We start from the raw sequence: 22,406 nt of genomic DNA on the forward strand, positions 1-22,406 counted from the left end.
TAAATGAAACAATTAATACAATCTTTTAAAACAGGTGAACTAGGGTTATTTGATGTTCCTTCACCTATATGCCAAGAAAATGGTGCCTTAGTGCAGACTACTGTAAGTTTAGTTAGTGCAGGTACAGAAAAAATGCTAGTTGATTTTGCAAAAAAATCTATGCTAGCAAAAGCAAAAGATAGACCTGATTTAGTAAAACAAGTAATTGATAAGATGAAAAAAGAAGGTGTAAAAAATACTTTGGAAAAAGTATTTACAAAGCTTGATACTCCTATCCCTTTAGGTTATAGTTGTGCTGGAAAAGTTCTAGAGATAGGTTCTAAACTTGATGGTATAAATATAGGTGATAGAGTAGCTTGTGGAGGTGCAGGATATGCAAATCATAGTGAGATAAATTATGTACCTAAAAATCTTATGGTAAAAATACCTGAAGGTGTAGATGATATTGATGCTTCTTTTGTAACTGTAGGTGCTATTGCTTTACAAGGTGTGAGACAAACAGAACCAAAATTGGGTGAAAAAGTAGCGGTTATTGGACTTGGTCTTTTAGGTCAACTTACCGTTCAACTTTTAAAAGCAAATGGTTGTAAGGTTATAGGTAGTGATGTTGACCTTGATAAAATGAAACTAGCTTTAGAACTTGGTGCGGATGAAACTTGTCATGCAAGTGAACTTATCAAAAAAGCAAATGAATTTTCAAATGGTTATGGTGTAGATGCAGTTATCATTGCAGCTTCTACTATGTCAAATCAACCAGTAATAGATGCAGCTGAAATCTCAAGAATGAGAGGCCGAGTTATATTTTTAGGTATGGTAGGTATGGATATACCAAGAAATGAATACTATAAAAAAGAACTTGATTTAAGACTTTCTATGGCTTATGGTCCTGGAAGATATGATCCCGAGTACGAAGAAAAAGGAAATGACTACCCTTATGATTTAGTAAGATTTACTGAGCAAAGAAATTTTGAGACATTTTTAGGACTTATCCAAGAAGGTAAAGTTACTCCTAAAAAGATATTAACACATGAGTTCGATTTTGATGATGCTATGGATGCTTATGATTTACTTGAAGGTAAAGTAAAAGAGAAGTATTTAGGTATAACTCTTAATTATAAAAAAGAGTTGAATTTAGATGAACATAAAAATGTGAAGATAAGTGATAAAGCTATTAGTTCAAAAAATGTAAATGTAGGACTAATAGGTGCAGGGAACTTCACAAAATCTGTAATTTTACCAAACCTTAAAAAAGTAGATGGTTATGAATTAGTAGGATTATGCACTGCAACTGGTGTAAGTGCACAAGGAAATGGTGAAAAAAATGGATTTAAATATATTACAACTGATTCAAATGAAATTTTTTCGAATGATGAAATAAATACAGTTTTTGTAACTACAAGACACAATGACCATGCAAATAAAGTAATTCACTCAATCGAATCACAGAAGCACTGTTTTGTTGAAAAACCACTTTGTATATATGAAGAAGAACTTGAAGAGATAAAATCAAAATATGATGGTAAGACTATCGTTCAAGTTGGATTTAATAGAAGATTTGCACCACTTATAGAAAATATGAAGAAGATTTTAGGAAATAATCCTATGTCTATTAATTATAGAGTCAATGCAGGTTTTATACCAAAAGACGTATGGATTCAAGATAAAGAGATAGGTGGAGGTAGAATCATAGGTGAAGTTTGCCACTTTATAGATACTTGCAGTTATCTTACGGGAAGTAATGTGGAAAGTGTATTTGCTACATCTATCAAAAAATCTGATAAATCAATACCTGATGAAGATAATGTAAGTATTGTATTGAATTATAAAAATGGAAGTACTGCAACTATTACATACTTTGCATATGGGGACAACTCTATGCCAAAAGAAAGTATCGAAGCCTTTGCAAATGGAACATCTCTTAGTTTAAATGATTTTAGAGAACTTATCACATACAATGGAAAAACTTCAAAAGAAAGAAGTTCTAATCAAGATAAAGGTTTTGTAAATGAATTTAAAGCATTTGAAAAAGCTGTTAAATCAGGAACATCTGCAATAAGTTTTGATAGTATTTACAATACAACTAAGACAACATTTAAAGTTTTAGAATCATTAAGAACAAAAAATCTAGTAAGTATAGATGCATAAATATATAAGACTATTCAATACTATTAAATATTTAAAGATAAAACAAGTTTATTATAGATTGTTTTATCTTTCTAGGAATAGATATAGAATAAAGACAGGATTTACGTATCCTTCTTTTTCAAATATAAAAGTAAATAAATTAAATTTAATGCATTCAATATATTCTTATAAATCATATTTAGGAAATAATAGTTTTTCATTTTTAAATTTAGAAAAATCTTTTGAATCTATTGATTGGAATTATCATAGTCTTGGCAAGTTATGGACTTATAATATTACATATTTTGATTTTTTACATCAAGATAATATTCCAATAGAAGAATCATCAGAATTAATATATGACTTTATAAATACAGAAGATTTAAAAGATGCAAAAGAACCATTTCCTATAAGCCTTAGAGGTTTAAATTGGATTAAGTTTTTTACTTATAATAATATCCAAAATCAGAAGTTTCATGACTATTTATTTAATGATTATAAAATATTAATGGACAATCTAGAATATCACTTATTAGGTAATCACTTATTAGAAAATGGATACAGTCTTTTATTTGCTGCATACTATTTTGAAAATGATGAGTTTTACGATAAATCAAAAGAGATATTAATTGAAGAATTAAATAATCAGATATTAGAAGATGGTGCTCACTTTGAACTTACTCCTATGTATCATCAAATTATGTTGTTTAGACTACTTGACTGTATAAATTTAGTATCGAATAACACATATAAAAATAAAGAGTTATTAAAGTTTTTAAAAGAAAAAGTAAGTGTAATGTTATCATGGTTGGATAATATTACGTATAAAAATGGTGATATTCCCTTGTTAAATGATAGTGCAGTTGGTATTGCTCCATCTTCCCAAAATTTACTAGAATATGCAAAAAAACTAAACTTAGAGTATAAAACTATTTCATTAAAAGATTCAGGGTATAAAAAAATTATAAAAGATGATTATGAGTGTATTGTAGATGTGGGAAATATTGGACCTGATTATATTCCTGGACATGCTCATAGTGATACTTTTAATTTTGAAGTAAGAATAAAAGATAAACCTTTTATTGTAGATACAGGAATATCTACATATGAATCAAATAAACAAAGAACAATTGAGCGATCAACATCCTCTCATAATACAGTTAAAATAAATGATATTGAACAAAGCGAAGTATGGGGTGGTTTTAGAGTTGCCAAAAGAGCTAAAATATCTAAATTAATAGAAAAAAAAGATTATATTGAATCTTCTCATGATGGATATAAAAAATATGGAATTACTCATACCCGGAAATGGTTCTTTTCAAATGATAGTATTAAAATTGTAGATAGTATAAATAAAAGTACATCTGCTATTGCTTCGATACATTTTTATCCTAGTATTACAGATGAAATAATTAAAAAGTATTTAAAAATATCTGAAAATTACAATATTAAAGAATATAATTATTGTTTAGGATTTAATAAGTTTGAAAAAGCACTGAAAATTGAGATACATTTTGAGAAAAGTTTAGAAATGGAAATAATGATATGAAAATTTTATTTATAACAGATAATTTTACACCAGAAGTTAATGCACCTGCAACAAGAACATATGAACATCTAAAAGAATGGATAAAAGATGATTTAATAGATATAACTGTACTTACATGTGTTCCTAACTTTCCTCATGGAAAAGTATATGAAGGGTATAAAAATAAACTTTATCAAAAAGAAAACATCGATGGTATTGAAGTTATAAGGATTTGGAGTTATATGACTTCAAATAGTGGGTTTGTAAAAAGAGTTTTAGATTATACTAGTTTTGCCGCTATGGCTTTTTTTGTTGGATTATTTAAAAAATATGATTTGATTATTGCTACTTCACCCCAGTTTTTTACAACTTGGACTGCATGGGGATTAAGTAAAATTAGAAGAAAGCCCTGGCTTTTTGAGTTGAGAGACTTATGGCCAGAATCTATTAAAACTGTAGGTGCCATGAAACAAGGTAAAGTAATAGAATTTTTAGAAAAAATTGAGCTATCACTTTATAAGGACTGTGATAAAGTTATTGCTGTTACAGATGCATTTAAATCAAATCTTATATCAAGAGGGATTGATAAAGATAAAATTGATGTGGTTACAAATGGCTCAAATGTTGATTTATTTTATCCAAGAATAAAAGATAAAGAATTTTTAGCAAAGTTAAATTTAGAAAATAAGTTTATTATTGGTTATATAGGAACTCATGGTATGGCGCATAGTTTAGATTTTATTGTAAAATCAATATCTAAAATAAAAGATGATTCTATACACTTCCTATTTATAGGTGATGGTGCTATGAAAAATACAATTGTAGACTTATCCCAAGAATTAAAATTAGGTAATATTACTTTTTTAAATCCAATTAGGAAAGAAGATGTGCCAAAGTATTTATCTATATGTGATGTTTCACTTGCTCCACTAAAAAATGAAGATAATTTTAAAACAGTAATACCTTCAAAAATATTTGAAGCATCTGCTATGCAAAAACCTACACTTTTAGGTGTTGAAGGACAAGCTCAAGAGATAATAGAAACATATAATGCTGGTCTTTGTTTTGAACCAGAAAATGAGATTGATTTTCTTAAAAAAATTGAACAAATGCGTGATGAAAAATTGTATCTTGAACTACAAAATGGTTGTCAAATTCTTGCTAATGATTTTGATCGAAAAAAATTAGCAAATGAAATGCTAAATATAATTAAAAATTTAGATACAAACCGATAATATAAATGATGATTATTTACTATTTACTATTTATATTCTTATTATCGGTAATTTTCATTAAATTAATAATGAAAAATGCAACAGATTTAGGTCTTAGTGATATACCTAATGATAGAAGTTCTCATACTACTATTACTCCTAGAGGTGCTGGCATTGGATTTGGTGGAGCTTTTTTTCTTTCAAATTTTATATTTAATTTTTCTTTTTTTATTGAAAATGGATTAGTTTTTTTATCTATTTTTTTGGTTTTTCTTATAGGAATACTAGATGATCATAAAGATGCTAGTCCAAAAGCTAAGTTTTATGTAATAATGGTTGCTACATTGTTAGTATTTTTTGATGACATTGCTATCTATTCACTTGGTAGTTTTTTTGGATATGAAATTTCGCTTTGGTATTTGTCGCTACCTTTTACTATATTTGCCTTAGCTGGATTTACAAATGCATTAAATCTTATTGATGGTTTGAATGGGTTAGCGACTAGTGTATCTATTATCATTTTAAGTTCCTTTTTATATATTGGTTATGTAAATCAAGATGAACTTATTATTACTATCACTTCTAGTATTATTGTTGGATTAGTAGCCTTTTTGTTTTTTAATTGGAATCCTGCATCTATATTTATGGGAGACAGTGGAAGTTTATTTATAGGCTTTATTATATCTCTGGTTGCTGTTATTTCTACCCAGTATATACATCCTATCACAGTATTATATTTAGGGGCAATACCCATTTTGGATACTGTTGTAGTTATGGTTAGACGTATAAAAAAAGGTTTATCTCCTTTTTCTCCTGATAAAACACATATTCATCATATTTTATTGAGATTTTTCAGTAAGAAAGTAAAAAAAACTGTTTTATTTATTATCTTAATTCAAATACTCTTTTCATTAGTTGGGGTGATGCTAGCTTTAAATTCAGATAAATTATCATCTGGTATTTCATCATTTATAGCTCTTATTGCTTTTATTGGAATAACAATATTTTTTTATATGATATTTACAGGTATGCAAAAGAGACAGAAATTAATTGAAAAGCTATCCAATAGAAAAAAGAAGAACAAAAAGTGAAAGTACTAGTAATAGGTGATGCAGGATATATAGGCTCTCATACACTTATTGAGTTAGATAAATCAGGATTTAATTTTGTAGTTTTTGATAATCTTTGTAATTCTTCATTGAAAAGTTTAAAAAGAGTAGAAAAAACTATAGGAAAAACTATAGGTTTTTAGAAGGTGATATTAGAGATTTAAAAACTTTATCCTCAGTATTTGAAAAATATGATATAGATAGTGTTATTCACTTCGCTGGTCTTAAAGCAGTAGGTGAATCTGTAGAGAAACCTCATATGTATTATGATAATAATATTAATGGTACTTTGGTATTATGTAAAGTTATGAAAAAGTATGGATGTAAAAAAATAGTATTTTCTTCTTCAGCTACAGTATATGGTGATCCACATACTACTCCAATCCAAGAAAACTTTCCTATAGGAACTACTACAAACCCTTATGGTAGAACAAAGTACTTTATAGAAGAGATGCTTAGAGATATATATGTATCTGATAATACAAATAAAATAGTACTACTTAGATATTTTAATCCTGTTGGTGCTCATGAAAGTGGTACTATAGGAGAAGATCCAAATGGTATACCAAATAACTTAATGCCATTTATTTCTCAAACTGCAGTGGGGGAAAGAGAATATTTATCTGTTTTTGGCGGTGATTATGATACTAATGATGGAACAGGAGTTAGAGATTATATTCATGTGGTTGATTTAGCTTTAGGTCATGTAAAAGCCTTAAAAAATATGGATAGCATAGATGATGTACTTGCCGTAAATCTTGGTACTGGTAATGGTTACAGTGTTTTAGATATGATAAAAGCATTTGAAAAAGCAAGTGGTAAAAAAGTACTATATAAAATAGTTGAAAGAAGAGCTGGAGATATTGCCAAATGTTTTGCAGACCCATCTTATGCTAAAGAAGTATTAGATTGGGAAGCTTCACGTGGAATAAACAAAATGTGTGAAGATACTTGGGCTTGGCAGTCAAATAATCCAAATGGGTATAAAGCTTAATAGTTTTAATTTAGTTAGTATTTAACAAACTTTGGTTAAAATTATTAATTTATAATTGGCAAAGGAAATACTTAGATTGAAGATATTAGTAACAGGAACAGCCGGGTTTATTGGATTTCATCTTGCCCAAAAACTTCTAAATAGAGGTGATGAAATAGTAGGTCTTGATAATATCAATGACTATTATGATACTAATCTAAAATATGCAAGATTAGAGAAACTAGGTATAATAAAAGATGAAATTACAAGTAATAAACTTGTATATTCTAAAACATACACAAAACATAAATTCATTAAAATGGACATGTCCAATACTAATGAGATAAATGCACTTTTTGAAAAAGAGAAGTTTGATGGAGTTTGCAATCTGGCCGCACAAGCAGGTGTTAGATATTCACTAGAAAATCCACATGCCTATATAGACTCAAATATAAAAGGCTTTATGAATATTCTAGAAGCATGTAGGCATAACAATGTAAAAAATCTTTCTTATGCTTCATCTTCTTCTGTATATGGATTGAATAAATCACAACCATTTAAAACATCTGATCATACAGATCATCCAGTGTCACTATATGCTGCAACAAAAAAATCAAATGAAATGATGGCACATACATACTCTCACCTTTATGATATTTCTACTACAGGACTTAGGTTTTTTACAGTATATGGACCTTGGGGTAGACCAGATATGGCACCAATGCTTTTTGCAAATGCAATACTAAATGACAGAGCAATAAAGGTATTTAACCATGGTAATATGAGTAGGGATTTTACATACGTAGATGATATTGTCGATGGTATTATTAAAATTATAGATAATCCAGCAAAAGCAAATGATAATTTTGATTCAGAAAATCCACGTCCAGACATATCTTCTGCACCATATAAAATATACAATATTGGTAATAATTCACCAGTTAGTCTAATGGATTTTATTCAAACACTTGAAAAATCAATAGGAAAAGAAGCTAAGAAAAACTTCACGGATATGCAAGATGGAGATGTAGTATCTACTTATGCAGATACAAGTGATTTAATTAAAGATTTTGATTATAAGCCAGATACAAATCTACATAATGGAATAGAAGAGTTTGTTTCTTGGTATAGAAAATTTTATGGAGAGTTAGATGACTAATATAATCTTATGTGGAGGAAGAGGTACAAGACTATGGACAATAAGTAGAGTCTTATGCCAAAACAATTTGTAAAACTATTTGATAATAAATCACTATTCCAATTAACAGTTAATCGAAATAGTAAATTATGTAATAGTCAATTTATAGTTTCAAACTCAGAACAATATTTTTTAGCTTTAGATCAACTTGAAGAATTAAACAAAAGTAATAAATACTTATTAGAGCCTATAGGAAGAAATACAGCACCGGCAATAGCACTTTCATGTATGGAATTACCATATGATGAAATAGTATTAGTAACACCTTCTGATGATCTTATTAAAGATGAAAATGAATATGAAAAAGTCTTAACACAAGCAAAAAAATTAGCAAAAGAAGATAATCTAGTTACATTTGGAATTACTCCTACATTCACTGAAACGGGATTTTGTTATATAGAATCAAGTGAACTTGATGTAATAGCTTTCTATGAAAAACCAAATTTAGAAACAGCTACAGAATATTTAAATACAGGAAATTATTATTGGAATTCTGGAATGTTCTGCTTTAAAGCAGGGATATTTTTAGATGAACTAAAAAAATACCCTCCTGAAATATTTGAGACTTCACAGAAGGCATTAGAAAATTCATATAAAGATTCTATCACTAGAATAAAACATGATGATATGAATAATATTCCAGAAGATAGTATAGATTATGCTGTAATGAAAAAGAGTTTGATTGTAAAAGTAATTCCTTCCGATATAAACTGGTCTGATGTAGGAAGTTTTGATGCTTTATATGAAGAACTTCCAAAAGATGAGAATGGAAATACAAAAAATGTAAACTATATTTCAATTGATTCAAAAAATAACCTTATTTATGGTAATTCAAGAAAGATAGCTACTATTGATATAGAAGATATAATAGTGGTAGATACTGGTGATGCACTTCTTATTTCAAAAAAAGGTTCTTCTCAAAAAGTAAAAAAAGTTGTATCTCAAATCAAAAAAGATACTAAACTTCATAATATTCACTTAACAGGATATAGACTTTTGGGAACATATACAGTATTAGAAGAAACACCCGGATATAAAATAAAAAGAATTGAAGTAAAGCCAGCTAAACGACTAAATATGTAAGACCTAATGAATCTACTTATATCAAGATGGGTGAAATTCATAGATTAGAAAATGAAGGTAGGATTCCTGTAATACTTATTGAGGCACAAGTTGGTGAATATACTAGGGAAGATGATATTGTAAGAATTGACGATGATTTTAAAAGGGACTAATTAATAATGGCAAAATCTATATTTAGAGAATATGACATAAGAGGAATATTCCAAAAAGAATTAAGTGAAGATACCGTAAAAAAAATAGGATATTTTTTTTCAAAAGAAGTGTTGTCAAAATTTCCAGAAGCAAAATATATCTCATTGGGGTATGATGGAAGAACACACTCTCCTATTTTAAAAGAGTGGATGACTTCTGGTATAAAAAAAACAGGTTTAAAAGTTCTTGATATGGGACTAGTTGCTACACCTGTAAACTATTTCTCAAATTATATTGATAATGATGGCAAGAAAGTTGATGCTTCTATTATGATTACAGGAAGCCATAATCCAGCTGAATATAATGGCTTTAAAATCACTATAGATAAAGGCCCTTTTTTTGGCGAAGATATATATGCTTTAGGTGATAAGGTACTAGTCTCTAATCTTAAAATAGAAGATAATATTGAAACTATAAAAATTAATACAAAAGAAGAATATATAAACTATATGATAAGAGAGTTTTCTCATTTGAAATTAGAAAATAAATCATTTGTATTTGATTGTGGTAATGGAGCAGCAGGAACAGTTCTTCGAGATATTTTAGAAGGTCTTAATATTAACTCACATATTATGTATGAAAAGCCAGATGGTACTTTTCCTAATCATCATCCAGATCCTTCTGAAATAGAAACATTAGAAGATATAAAAGAAGAATTATCTACCGGAATTTATGACTTAGGGTTTGCATATGATGGTGATGCAGATAGAATAGCAGTACTTTCTCCTAAATACAACTTTAAAGGTGATGTCTTAGCACTATTTTTCTCAAGATTTATAGATAATCCAACTGTAATAGGTGAAGTGAAATGTTCACAAATTATGTATGATACTATCAATACTTATGGTAAAGCCATTATGTATAAAACAGGGCACTCTAATCTAAAAGTAAAAATTAAAGAAACTAATGCTTCTTTTGCCGCTGAAGTATCAGGACATATATTTTTTAATGATAAGTATTTTGGATATGATGATGCAGTATATTCAACACTAAGAGCTTTAGAATTAGTTCATAATAACTTTAATTATGATAAAGAGTATGAAAAATTACCGCAATTATTTTCAACTGATGAAATTAATATTAATACAACAGAAGAAAAAAAGTTCAAAATAATTGATGATTTAAAAGTTACTTTATCAAATTCTCCAAAAGAATTCCCTGTTATCAAAGATATCATTACTGTAGATGGAGTAAGGGTTGTGTTTGAAAATGGATGGGGTTTAGTAAGAGCTAGTAACACTACTCCAAAGTTGGTAACTAGGTTTGAGGCTGATACAGAAAACAACGCTTTATATTATCAAAAAAAATTATTAGAATTATTGAATTAGATACACTATAATTAAATTTTATTTTTCTAGATATAATAAAGTATGTTAATAGTAGTTTTATCTATATTCATCATGATGAAAAAAGACAGTTCTCAAAAAGGAAATTTGATTTTGCATTTTCTTTTTGTGCCTTATTTACACTGTTTCTCGTATTTATTAATGTGTTTTGATTAAGATAATATCTCCAAGTTCAATGTTTTTAAGTAAAATAGAATAGTCAAAAATGGTATATTTTCATAATTTATAAGTTGAAGAGTAAGGTTCTAGATGCAGAAGCTAGAATGAAAAGATGTTATATGAAATCCATCGATTAAAGTAGAATATAAAAAAGACTTTAACTTAAAAAGTAATTCAAAAATTATCGCTGATATTGGGTATATTGATGATCAATTAATATTTTATATTTAGCAACTACAACAATAGAGATAGAAACTGTTGTTTATAGTTAAGATAAGCTAAATTGCATTTTTGATTTGTAGAATTGCGCATTTTAACATATTAAATATTGTTGTAGATTTAGTTGATATTTGTTTATATTAATTTATTTAAAAATAGAAAGGAAGTTGTTTGAAAGTTCTAGTAACGGGAGGAGCAGGATATATAGGCTCACACACACTTATTGAATTAAATAAAGCAGGGTTTGATTTCGTAGTTTTTGATAACCTTTGTAACTCTTCTAAAGAGTCATTAAAAAGAGTGGAAAAAATCATAGGAAAATCTATAGATTTTGTAGAAGGTGATATTAGAGATTTAAAAACTTTATCCTCAGTATTTGAAAAATATGATATAGATAGTGTTATTCACTTCGCTGGTCTTAAAGCAGTAGGTGAATCTGTAGAGAAACCTCATATGTATTATGATAATAATATTAATGGTACTTTGGTATTATGTAAAGTTATGAAAAAGTATGGATGTAAAAAAATAGTATTTTCTTCTTCAGCTACAGTATATGGTGATCCACATACTACTCCAATCCAAGAAAACTTTCCTATAGGAACTACTACAAACCCTTATGGTAGAACAAAGTACTTTATAGAAGAGATGCTTAGAGATATATATGTATCTGATAATACAAATAAAATAGTACTACTTAGATATTTTAATCCTGTTGGTGCTCATGAAAGTGGTACTATAGGAGAAGATCCAAATGGTATACCAAATAACTTAATGCCATTTATTTCTCAAACTGCAGTGGGGAAAAGAGAATATTTATCTGTTTTTGGCGGTGATTATGATACTAATGATGGAACAGGAGTTAGAGATTATATTCATGTGGTTGATTTAGCTTTAGGTCATGTAAAAGCCTTAAAAAATATGGATAGCATAGATGATGTACTTGCCGTAAATCTTGGTACTGGTAATGGTTACAGTGTTTTAGATATGATAAAAGCATTTGAAAAAGCAAGTGGTAAAAAAGTACTATATAAAATAGTTGAAAGAAGAGCTGGAGATATTGCCAAATGTTTTGCAGACCCATCTTATGCTAAAGAAGTATTAGATTGGGAAGCTTCACGTGGAATAAACAAAATGTGTGAAGATACTTGGGCTTGGCAGTCAAATAATCCAAATGGATATAAAAACTAATATTAAAATATAATAAACTTTTAGATAAAATATCTACCTTATCACAAAAGTGAACAAAAGGATAGATATTGAGTTTAAAAGAATTAAGTCAAGACGATAAAAGACTATTATTAGATTCTATAAGAAGTGTTGAAAACTTCCCAAAAGAGGGAGTTGTTTTCAAAGACATTACTACTTTATTAAATAACAAAGAAGCTTTCAATCTTCTAATGAACCACTTAGAAGAAAAATACAAAGATTACAACTTAGATTATATTGCAGGTATTGACTCTAGAGGGTTTATATTTGGAGCTGCTCTTGCAGATAGATTAAATATTGGATTTGTTCCTGTACGAAAAAAAGGGAAGCTTCCAAGTACTACTGTATGTGAAAAATATGAATTAGAATATGGTTTTGATGAAGTTGAAATTCATCTAGATGCATTTAGAAATGAGCATCATGCAAGAGTATTATTAATTGATGATATTATCGTTAGTGGTGGAACAGCTTATGCAGCTGCAAATTTAATTAAAAAATTAAATGTTGATTTAGTAGAAATGTGTTTTTTAATGAACATCCAGATTTTAAACGGTGCAGAGAGATTAGAAAAAGTTGCCCCTGTTTATTCAGTATTAGAGATTTAGAAAAGAGAAAAAATGAGTAATTATATCCCAAAAGCTAGTATATTCGATCCAGATGACAAAGGTCAGTTTGGTATCTTTGGAGGGCAGTATGTTCCTGAAACATTAATGCCAGTATTAAATGAACTAGAAATAGAATACAAAAAATATAGATTTGATCCAGAATTTTGGGGTGAAGTAAATGCTTTGTTAAAAGATTATGTTGGCAGAGAAAATCCATTATATTTTGCAAAAAATATTTCAGAAGAAATCGGTGCTAATATTTATTTAAAAAGAGAAGACCTTAATCATACAGGTGCTCATAAAGTAAATAATGTAATTGCTCAAGGTTTACTTGCTAAAAAATTAGGAAAAACTAAAGTAATTGCAGAAACAGGTGCAGGACAACATGGTGTTGCAACTGCAACTATTGCTGCTTTACTTGGACTTGAGTGTACTGTATTTATGGGTGCAAAAGATGTAGCTAGACAAGAGCTAAATGTATTTAGAATGAAACTTCTAGGGGCTAAAGTAATTGCAGTTGAAAGTGGAAGTAAAACACTAAAAGATGCAATGAATGATGCTATTAGATTCTGGGTTACAAATGCTAGAGATACTTTCTATATTATTGGAACTGTTGCAGGTCCTCATCCTTACCCTGTTATGGTTAGAGACTTTCAAGCTGTTATTGGTTATGAAGCTAGAAAACAAATCTTAGAGAAAGAAGGAAAACTTCCTGATTACGTTGTTGCGTGTATTGGTGGAGGATCAAATGCTATTGGTATGTTCTCACACTTCTTAGAAGATAAAGAAGTTACATGTGTTGGTATTGAAGCAGGTGGTCATGGATTAGAAACTGATAAACATGGATGTTCACTTGAAAAAGGAACACCAGGAGTTTTACATGGTCAATGTTCATACCTTTTACAAGATGAAGATGGACAAGTTCTAGAAGCTCACTCAATTTCTGCTGGATTAGATTACCCAGGAATTGGCCCTGAACATTCATTTCATAAAGACAATGAATCTGTTGAGTATGACTCAATTACAGATCAAGAAGCTTTAGATGCATTTGTATGGTTAAGTAGAAGAGAAGGAATTATTCCTGCTTTTGAATCTTCACATGCAATTGCTTATCTAAAAAAAGCAAAAGAAAAATTACAAGGTAAAACTGTAATTGTAAACCTTTCAGGTAGAGGTGATAAAGATATGGTTCAAGCAAAAAGCTTACTAAATTTTGATTAATTAGGGATAGGAATGGAACAGTTTTTTAAGAAGCTACAACCACACTCAGGGAAAATATTAGCAGTTATTGTTGTTACTTTTTTCTCATTTTTGGCTTTCAATTTATATCAAGCGCCAGTTAGTGGATTTGAAAATAAATTTGTTTATTTATTAAAAGAGTATGGATATATTATTCTTTTTGCATGGGGTATGTTAGAGGGTGAAGCAGGTCTTATTATGGCTGGTCTTTTATCTCATACTGGGGATATGAATTTATATATTGCTATTTTTGTTGCAGGACTTGGTGGTTTTGCAGGGGATCAAGTATATTTCTATATTGGTAGATTTAATAAATCACATGTTCATAAAAAGTTTAAAGGTCAAAGAAGAAAGTTTGCTTTAGCTCATTTATTATTACAAAAATATGGATGGCCAATTATTTTCATGCAAAGATATATGTATGGAATGAGAACAATTATTCCAATTTCAATAGGTCTAACAAGATATAGTGCAAAAATGTTTGCATTTATTAATCTTATTTCAGCTTGGTGTTGGGCGGCTATTACTATTGTTCCAGTTTGGTATTTTGGAGAAGAAATTCTAAAAGTATTACATTGGGCAAAAGAACACTGGTACTTTGCACTTCCTATTGCTGTTACTTTTGGAGGAAGTATAATTTATTACTTCAATAAAGCAACTCAAAAAGTTGAAAAGAAAAATTTATAAAAGGACAAAAATTGAAAATTACTTTAAGTTCAAAAAATTTTAAAAAAATAAAAGCTGATATTGAAATTATTCTTCTTTCAGATATTGAAGAGTCAAAAGATGAAAAACTATTAGAAACTTTAGGTTTTAAAGCTGTTGATGAAGCTTGTGTTTTTTTAGCTGAATCACAAAAAATATATGTAGGATTTGAAGATGAAACATATGATAGTATTGCAATTGCTATTGCAACTGCTATTAAAAAACTTCAAACTACAAAATTCAAAAATGCAAAATTAGATTTATCTAAACTTCCAAGCGAGAGTTTAAAGGCGATTGTGGAAGGAACACTATTAGGTTCTTACTCCTTCAAAAAATATAAGTCTGAAAAAGAAGAAAAGAAAAAACAAGAATTAGTTATTGCTATTGCTGATAAAGAAAAATTAGCAGAAGAAATATTAAATGATTCTACTATTATTTCAAAAGCTGTAAATAAAACCAGAGATATGGTTAACTCTGCACCTGCTGATTTTTATCCTCAAGTAATGGCTGATTTAGCAAAAGACCTTGCAAAAGATGCTTCAATTGATTGTAAAGTACATGGTGAGAAATTCTTAGATAGAAACCATATGCATTCAATGTTAAGTGTAGGTAGAGCATCTATTCATGAATCACAATTAATTCATATGTCATATAAACCAAAAGATGCAAAAAAGAAAATTGTATTAGTTGGAAAAGGTCTTACTTATGATTCAGGTGGATTATCTTTAAAACCTGCTGATTATATGGTAACAATGAAATCTGATAAATCAGGAGGATGTGCTGTATTAGCAACTTTATGGGCTATTGCTAAACTTGGTCTTCCTTACGAAGTTCATGGTATTGTTGGAGCTGTTGAGAATATGATTGGTGGGGATGCTTATAAACCAGATGATATTTTGTACGCTAAAAATGGTAAAACTATTGAAGTAAGAAATACAGATGCAGAAGGAAGACTAGTTCTTGCTGATTGTTTATGTTATGCACAAGATGAAATTGATGATATTGATTATATTTTTGATTATGCAACATTAACAGGCGCTTGTGTTGTTGGAGTAGGGCATTATACTACTGGTATCATGGGTAATAATGATATTCTTAAAAGAAATGCAGTATTAGCCGCACTTAAATCAGGTGAGTATGCTACAACTTTAGACTTTAATAGATATCTAAAAAAATCTATTAAATCTGAAATCGCAGATATTTCTAATATCGCTAACACTAGATATGGTGGAGCGATAACTGCTGGTATGTTTTTAGATAATTTCGTTTATGAAGAAAACAAAGATAAATGGATTCATTTTGATATAGCAGGTCCTGCTTATGTTGAAAGTGCATGGGGATATAACCCATTTGGTGGTTCAGGTGCAGGTGTACGTATGACAATCCAATTCCTAAAAAATATCGATAACAAATAATTACCTTTATAATAGTTGGGTTTTCCAACTATTGTAAATACTCTCCTAATCCTTTTTTCCTTTCTTTTACTAATATTAAATCCATGTTTTTAAATTATATTTAAGTTTAAAATACAAAAAGATGAATTCTTGTTCATTTCCTTGTACTTTTAATAGAGTTAGAAATCAAAATAAAATATAAATTTACGAATTCTCCTTTATACTTTTTTTATACTTTATATAAATATTTAATAAATAAGTAAATATAAAAGTTTCTAAGAACACGTAATATTATTCTTCCTAAAATGCCTATTTTCTACGTGTTTAAAATGATTATTTTTATATATCTTATATTAAATATTTTAATAATTTCTCTTACAAAAAAGCTTTATATTTTTTTTGCACAAATTTGCTATATATCTAACTTTCCTAATAAATATGTATTGACACAGGTCAAGAATGAATCATAAAAATAATTTTAAAATTTCTCTAAACGATTTGTATAAGAAAAAATGAAATTGTAAATCACGGTTTAATTTGATGTTTTCTGATTGTTTAAAAATTTCAATTCAAGGAGAATTAAATGTCACTTTCAAGAAGAGACTTCCTAAAGAGTTCGGCAGCGGCATCAGCAGCAGCAGCTATTGGTATGAATGTACCAAGTGAGTTAGAGGCAAAAGCTAATGTGGCCGAAGGTGGTTGGAGATGGGACAAGGCAGCTTGTAGATTCTGTGGTACTGGATGTGGTATCATGATGGCAACAAAAAATGGTAAGATTGTTGCAGTAAAAGGGGATCCAGCAGCACCTGTAAATAGAGGACTTAACTGTATCAAGGGATACTTTAATGCAAAAATCATGTATGGTGCAGATAGATTAAAGCAACCATTACTAAGAGTTAATGCAAAAGGTGAATTTGATAAAAAAGGTAATTTCGCACCAATTTCATGGGAAAAAGCTTTTGATGAAATGGAAAAACACGCAAGACATGCATTAAAAGAATCAGGGCCTGAAGGGGTAGGTGTATTTGGTTCTGGACAATATACTGTTATGGAAGGTTATGCCGCTCAAAAGATGATGAAAGGTGGATTTAGATCTAATGCCATTGATCCAAATGCTAGACACTGTATGGCATCTGCTGTTGTTGGTTTCTATCAAACATTTGGAATAGATGAACCATCAGGTTGTTACGATGATATTGAGTTAACTGATACTATCTTAACTTGGGGATCAAATATGGCAGAAATGCATCCTATTTTATGGTCAAGAGTTACTGATAGAAAATTATCAGATCCAGATAGAGTAAAAGTAATCAATCTATCTACATATAGACATAGAACTTCAGATTTAGCTGATATTGAAATCATTTTTAAACCTAATTCAGATTTAGCATTATGGAATTATATTGCAAGAGAAATTGTATACAATAATCCAAATGCAATTGATTGGAAATTTATCAAAGAACATATCGTATTTGCTGCAAGTCCAGTTAATATGGGTTATGGAATGAGACGTACTGGTGAAAAATCACTAAAAGACGGAAAATATTCAGATAAAGAGATGGAAACAATCTCAAAAGAGATGAAAAAAGTAGTTTCAAAAGATGAAGCACCTGCATTAGAGCCTTATGGATATAAAGAAGGTGATGTGATGGTTAATAAACCAGCAGGTCTTAAGCACTGGGAAATTTCTTTTGAAGAGTATAAAAAATTCTTAGAACCATATACTGCTGAGTATACTACGCAAGTTTCAAAAGGTGATCCTGATGAATCTGATGCAGACTTTATGAAAAAAATTAAAACTATGGCTGATTTATATATTGAACAAGGAAGAAAAGTAGTTTCTTTCTGGACAATGGGTATGAACCAACATACAAGAGGTACATGGGTTAATACTTTAGCTTATAATGTTCATTTCTTATTAAATAAACAAGCTAAGCCAGGTTCTGGAGCATTCTCATTAACAGGTCAACCATCTGCTTGTGGTACTGCTAGAGAAGTTGGAACATTTACACATAGATTACCAGCTGATATGATGGTTAAGAATCCAAAACATAGAGCTATTACTGAAAAAGGTTGGAATATTCCTGCTGGAACATTAAACCCAGTTGGTAACCAACATATTATGAAAATCTTTAGAGATATTGAAGATGGTTTTGTTAAGTTTGCTTGGATTCAAGTAACTAATATTTTCCATACAACAGCATCTGCATCTCATTGGATTAAAGCTGCAAGAGAAATGGATAACTTTATTGTTTGTTCAGATCCATATCCAGGAATTTCAGCGAAGGTATCTGACCTTATTTTACCAACAGCAATGATCTATGAAAAATGGGGGGCTTACGGGAATGCTGAGAGACGTACTCAACATTGGAGACAACAAGTTCTACCAGCTGGAGATGCAATGTCTGATACTTGGCAAATGATGGAATTCATGAAAAGATTTACTGTAAAAGATTTATGGGGTGAAAGTACACTAAGAAATGGTAAAAAATTACCAAATGTAATTTCAGCTGCTAAGAAAATGGGATATAAAGAAGATACAAATATGTATGAAGTTCTTTTTGCAAATGAAAGAGCAAAATCTTATAAATTAAATCCTGATGATCCAATCCAAGCTGGTTACGATAACTCTGAAGCTTATGGTGATAGTAGAAACGTTGTTGGCTCTGACGGTAAAGTATTTAAAGGATATGGATTCTTTATTCAAAAATACTTATTCGAAGAATATGCAGACTTCGGAAGAGGCCATGCACATGATTTAGCTGACTTTGATACTTACCACAAAGTAAGAGGACTTAAATGGCCTGTAGTTGATGGTAAAGAGACTCAATGGAGATTTAATACTAAATACGATCCTTATGCTAAAAAAGCAAATCCAAATGGTGATTTTGCATTCTATGGTAAATTAGCTAAGAAATTAGCTCAAGGGGATTTACTTGGAGTTAAAGATAAAAACAAAAAATCTTTAAAAAACAAAGCAAAAATCTTTGCTAGACCTTACATGGATGCACCTGAAATGCCAGATACTGAATATCCATTATGGATGAGTACTGGTAGAGTATTAGAGCACTGGCACTCTGGAACTATGACTATGAGAGTTCCTGAATTATATAGAGCTGTTCCTGAAGCTTTAGTGTACGTACACCCAGAAGATGCCAAAAAATTTGGTGTTAAACAAGGTCAACTTGCATGGGTTGAATCAAGAAGAGGAAAAGTAAAAGCAAGAGTTGAAACTAGAGGTAGAAATAGACCTTCTAGAAATCTTGTATATGTTCCATTCTTTGATGAGAAAGTATATATTAATAAAGTTTGTTTAGACGCTACTTGTCCACAATCAAAACAAACAGACTTTAAAAAATGTGCTGTAAAAGTATATAAAGCATAAATTATAAAAGGATATATTATTCGAAAATATATCCTTTTAACAAAAAAATAAAAAAAGGAAAGTCAAAATGAAATTCAGTAAACTAACTATAGCACTTAGTTCTGCTGCGGTACTATTTACTGTTGGTTGTGCCACAGCTAATAATGTAAGTACTGTAAGCGAAGAGTCTTTAGGTTTAAGAAAAACAACTATATACTCTGAAGCTAATACAATTGGTGATAAAACAATGTATAGTACAGAAGTAGCTGGTGCATCTAAAAAGATAAATAGAGCATTTCAAGATGCTCCACCAATGATTCCTCATAGTGTTGATGGATTATTACCTATTACTATTAATAATAACCAATGTACTTCTTGTCATGAACCAGCTATTGCTACTTCAATGGGTGCAACTCCAATTCCAAAGTCTCACTTTATGGACTTTAGACCAAAACATAATTATGATGGTAAAACATTTACAAAAGCTGTTGATAATATGAAAAATGAAGTTTCTGTTAAACCTATTTCTCAAGTATCTGGGGCTAGATTTAACTGTACACAATGTCATACTCCTCAATCAACTGGTAAATTAATTGTTGATAATACTTTTGAGCCAGCTTATACAAGAAAAGATGGCGCATTTAAATCAACTTGGGATGAAGTAATCCTAGATAATTTAGACACATTAAAAAAATAGACCTTAATAAAAAGAGAGAGGAAACTCTCTCTTTTTACTCTAACCCATTTCTTTCTATAAAAAACTAATATATTTTTACTATAAAAACTTATAAATAAATGAGATATAATTGAAGTACAAATTAAAAAACTTGGACTTAAACAAGATTACTCAAGATTAATATAAAGCTAAGAAAAACTGGGAATTAAATAAAAATTAAATCTTGTTATGCTCCATTTTTAAAGGAAGGACACAATGAAATTTAGTAAGTTAACTATATTAATTGGCTCAGTAGTATTAGTTACTCTTGTTTATTCTGCATCAAAAAGTTCTTTTTCTATTAGTGAAGAATCTATGGGATTTAGAAAAACAACTATCTATTCAGAAACAGATACAATAGCTGATAAAACTATGTACAGTACATCTCCTGCTGGAACATCAAAAAAATTCGATAGAGCATACCAAAATGCGCCACCAATGATTCCTCATAATGTTGAAGGTTTACTTCCTATTACTATTAATAATAATCAATGTATGACATGTCATGAACCACAAATGGCGTCTATGATGGGTATGGGAGCAACAGCAATTCCTAAATCACACTATACAGATTTAAGACCAAAACATACTTATGATGGTGAAAATTTCATTCATGCAACTGATCATATGAAAAGCGAACTTGCAATTAAACCTGTAGAAAAATTAGTTGGTGCAAGATTTAATTGTACTTTATGTCATGCTCCACAATCAACTGGAAAACTAATAATTGAAAATACTTTTGAAGTTAATTATTCAAGAGAAGATGGTGCTCTTAAGTCTAATTTTGATGATTTTATTTTAGATAATCTAGATACTTCTAAAAAACAAGAAAAATAGTATTTTTTTATTAAAATATTTTATTGATATTTTAGAAAATAAGAAGAAATTTTGAAATTTCTTCTTATATTTATTTTATATTATTTTAAAAAGTGAAGATATATGAGTTTATAGGGATTCTTTATAGTTTAGCCATTCTTTTTAATATTAATTATTTTTATTTGAATTTGTCTTTATATTTTTTTTGCACAAAAATACCATCTAGTGGAGTTTAGAGGAGAAATGAAATTGATTAACATCAATAAATCTTTATTAAAATAATTTTATACTTTTAATGTTTTAACAAACTAATGATAAGAATTTCTTCTTATCTTTTAACCTTGAATCATCAAATGTCATCTCTTTCTCCTTTAAGTAGATGGTGTTTGCTGGTTATTTAGATTTATTTTATAACCAATTTTTGATAAGTTTTCAATACTATTTTCAGGTAGTTTTTTTCTTAGGTTTCGAACTAATGATCTAATTGCTGCACTACTCATATTATTATCCCAAATCTCTTTTTCAATCTCAGAATATGTCACTGTTCTATCATTGTGTTTTAGTAATAATTCTAAAAAACCTCTTTCATGATAATCTAATTTTATAGTTTTATTATCAACCATAAGAAGTTTGTCTGACAGATTATAAAAGTCATATTTATTAAAGTACTTGATAGATTCTTGCCATTTGTTTTCAATATTATTTACGCAAATTGTTAAGGCATTTTTTAAATGATTTAAGGATATTGGTTTTAATAAATATTTCACTAAATTAAGCTCAACTGCTTTCAAAAAATGTTCAGTACTTGTAATATCACTTGTGATAATAATTTGAATATTATTATCATTTTGACGAATTTTTTCTACTAAATTGCATTTATTTAATATGGGAACATGTATATCAGATACCAAAATATCGGGTCTATTCTTTAGGTATAAAGAATATGCTTCATCTCCGCAATTTGTTGAGGTTACATTCATTGACATAAACTCTAAAGCATCACTTATATACTCTCTTGTGTATTCATCTTTTTCTATGTATAGAACATTTAGGCTTTTTAACATTTTCACTCCACTCTAATATAAAAATATTAGCTCTTTTCTAGCTTATTAAATATAGTTTATAAATTTTTGGTGGCTGTTTAGTGGTATGTGTAAAAAATAGCTAAGTATTTTATCTATTTCTTTGGCTTTTTCGTTTATAATACACTTAAAATA

Annotated in this window: 17 protein-coding genes and 1 pseudogene; 17 read left to right on the forward strand and 1 reads right to left on the reverse strand. The window is 29.1% G+C overall.

Going from position 1 to position 22,406, the window contains the following annotated elements; all coding sequences use genetic code 11:
- The first annotated feature begins 3 nt into the window (after positions 1-3).
- The 17 genes and pseudogenes from ALEK_RS05010 (at position 4) to ALEK_RS05090 (ending at position 21,210) form a co-directional block, all read left to right on the forward strand.
- Positions 4-2,145, forward strand: coding sequence for a bi-domain-containing oxidoreductase (locus ALEK_RS05010; protein WP_071627157.1), 2,142 nt, complete (start codon positions 4-6; stop codon positions 2,143-2,145).
- Positions 2,146-2,293: 148 nt separating this feature from the next.
- A complete protein-coding gene (locus tag ALEK_RS05015) occupies positions 2,294-3,673 on the forward strand; it encodes an alginate lyase family protein (protein ID WP_164072445.1) in 1,380 nt (459 codons plus the stop codon).
- Positions 3,670-4,887 (forward strand): glycosyltransferase family 4 protein, encoded by a 1,218-nt coding sequence (locus tag ALEK_RS05020; RefSeq protein WP_071627159.1) that lies wholly within the window; start codon positions 3,670-3,672, stop codon positions 4,885-4,887. Before ALEK_RS05015 ends, ALEK_RS05020 begins: the two co-directional genes overlap by 4 nt.
- A 68-nt stretch (positions 4,888-4,955) precedes the next feature.
- Positions 4,956-5,957, forward strand: coding sequence for an MraY family glycosyltransferase (locus tag ALEK_RS05025; protein ID WP_173424116.1), 1,002 nt, complete (start codon positions 4,956-4,958; stop codon positions 5,955-5,957).
- The gene (locus ALEK_RS17760; protein WP_265734120.1) at positions 5,954-6,118 is read left to right on the forward strand and encodes an NAD-dependent epimerase/dehydratase family protein; all 165 of its coding nucleotides are present in this window, start codon (positions 5,954-5,956) and stop codon (positions 6,116-6,118) included. Before ALEK_RS05025 ends, ALEK_RS17760 begins: the two co-directional genes overlap by 4 nt.
- 8 nt (positions 6,119-6,126) lie before the next feature.
- A complete protein-coding gene (galE, locus tag ALEK_RS05030; RefSeq protein ID WP_337796321.1) occupies positions 6,127-6,969 on the forward strand; it encodes a UDP-glucose 4-epimerase GalE in 843 nt (280 codons plus the stop codon).
- 76 nt (positions 6,970-7,045) lie between these two features.
- Complete coding sequence (locus ALEK_RS05035; RefSeq protein ID WP_071627161.1) at positions 7,046-8,107, forward strand: NAD-dependent epimerase; 1,062 nt, start codon at positions 7,046-7,048, stop codon at positions 8,105-8,107.
- Positions 8,100-9,381 (forward strand): annotated as a pseudogene (locus ALEK_RS05045) (mannose-1-phosphate guanylyltransferase/mannose-6-phosphate isomerase). Before ALEK_RS05035 ends, ALEK_RS05045 begins: the two are co-directional and overlap by 8 nt.
- A gap of 6 nt (positions 9,382-9,387) precedes the next feature.
- Positions 9,388-10,749, forward strand: a complete 1,362-nt coding sequence (locus tag ALEK_RS05050) for a phosphomannomutase/phosphoglucomutase (protein WP_071627162.1) — start codon at positions 9,388-9,390, stop codon at positions 10,747-10,749.
- 567 nt (positions 10,750-11,316) lie between these two features.
- A complete protein-coding gene (galE, locus tag ALEK_RS05055) occupies positions 11,317-12,333 on the forward strand; it encodes a UDP-glucose 4-epimerase GalE (protein WP_071627163.1) in 1,017 nt (338 codons plus the stop codon).
- Positions 12,334-12,401: 68 nt separating this feature from the next.
- On the forward strand, positions 12,402-12,956 hold the full coding sequence (gene apt / locus ALEK_RS05060; RefSeq protein WP_071627164.1) for an adenine phosphoribosyltransferase: 555 nt from the start codon (positions 12,402-12,404) through the stop codon (positions 12,954-12,956).
- 12 nt (positions 12,957-12,968) lie between these two features.
- Positions 12,969-14,177 carry a tryptophan synthase subunit beta gene (gene trpB / locus ALEK_RS05065; protein WP_071627165.1) on the forward strand — a complete coding sequence of 403 codons (1,209 nt, stop codon included), beginning with the start codon at positions 12,969-12,971 and terminating at the stop codon, positions 14,175-14,177.
- Positions 14,178-14,189: 12 nt separating this feature from the next.
- Positions 14,190-14,882 (forward strand): DedA family protein, encoded by a 693-nt coding sequence (locus ALEK_RS05070; RefSeq protein WP_071627166.1) that lies wholly within the window; start codon positions 14,190-14,192, stop codon positions 14,880-14,882.
- A gap of 11 nt (positions 14,883-14,893) precedes the next feature.
- Positions 14,894-16,315 (forward strand): leucyl aminopeptidase, encoded by a 1,422-nt coding sequence (locus ALEK_RS05075; protein WP_071627167.1) that lies wholly within the window; start codon positions 14,894-14,896, stop codon positions 16,313-16,315.
- 562 nt (positions 16,316-16,877) lie between these two features.
- On the forward strand, positions 16,878-19,679 hold the full coding sequence (napA, locus tag ALEK_RS05080) for a nitrate reductase catalytic subunit NapA (protein WP_071627168.1): 2,802 nt from the start codon (positions 16,878-16,880) through the stop codon (positions 19,677-19,679).
- Positions 19,680-19,746: 67 nt separating this feature from the next.
- On the forward strand, positions 19,747-20,355 hold the full coding sequence (locus tag ALEK_RS05085) for a nitrate reductase cytochrome c-type subunit (protein WP_071627169.1): 609 nt from the start codon (positions 19,747-19,749) through the stop codon (positions 20,353-20,355).
- Positions 20,356-20,589: 234 nt separating this feature from the next.
- Entirely contained in the window at positions 20,590-21,210 is a 621-nt protein-coding gene (locus ALEK_RS05090) for a nitrate reductase cytochrome c-type subunit (protein WP_071627170.1), read from the forward strand.
- Between the two features lie 350 nt (positions 21,211-21,560).
- Here the strand turns inward: ALEK_RS05090 and ALEK_RS05095 are convergent, their stop codons facing one another.
- Entirely contained in the window at positions 21,561-22,253 is a 693-nt protein-coding gene (locus ALEK_RS05095; RefSeq protein ID WP_083574659.1) for a response regulator transcription factor, read from the reverse strand.
- Positions 22,254-22,406 lie beyond the last annotated feature (153 nt).

The organism is Poseidonibacter lekithochrous, assembly GCF_013283835.1.
Lineage (GTDB): Bacteria > Campylobacterota > Campylobacteria > Campylobacterales > Arcobacteraceae > Poseidonibacter > Poseidonibacter lekithochrous.

Excerpts from the sequence above, each read along its gene's own strand:
- ALEK_RS05010 (WP_071627157.1), top strand. The coding sequence starts at position 4 with ATGAAACAATTAATACAATCTTTTAAAACAGGTGAACTAGGGTTATTT.
- ALEK_RS05015 (WP_164072445.1), top strand. The coding sequence starts at position 2,294 with ATGCATTCAATATATTCTTATAAATCATATTTAGGAAATAATAGTTTT.
- ALEK_RS05020 (WP_071627159.1), top strand. The coding sequence starts at position 3,670 with ATGAAAATTTTATTTATAACAGATAATTTTACACCAGAAGTTAATGCA.
- ALEK_RS05025 (WP_173424116.1), top strand. The coding sequence starts at position 4,956 with ATGAAAAATGCAACAGATTTAGGTCTTAGTGATATACCTAATGATAGA.
- ALEK_RS05050 (WP_071627162.1), top strand. The coding sequence starts at position 9,388 with ATGGCAAAATCTATATTTAGAGAATATGACATAAGAGGAATATTCCAA.
- trpB (WP_071627165.1), top strand. The coding sequence starts at position 12,969 with ATGAGTAATTATATCCCAAAAGCTAGTATATTCGATCCAGATGACAAA.
- ALEK_RS05070 (WP_071627166.1), top strand. The coding sequence starts at position 14,190 with ATGGAACAGTTTTTTAAGAAGCTACAACCACACTCAGGGAAAATATTA.
- napA (WP_071627168.1), top strand. The coding sequence starts at position 16,878 with ATGTCACTTTCAAGAAGAGACTTCCTAAAGAGTTCGGCAGCGGCATCA.
- ALEK_RS05085 (WP_071627169.1), top strand. The coding sequence starts at position 19,747 with ATGAAATTCAGTAAACTAACTATAGCACTTAGTTCTGCTGCGGTACTA.
- ALEK_RS05090 (WP_071627170.1), top strand. The coding sequence starts at position 20,590 with ATGAAATTTAGTAAGTTAACTATATTAATTGGCTCAGTAGTATTAGTT.
- ALEK_RS05095 (WP_083574659.1), bottom strand. The coding sequence starts at position 22,253 with ATGTTAAAAAGCCTAAATGTTCTATACATAGAAAAAGATGAATACACA.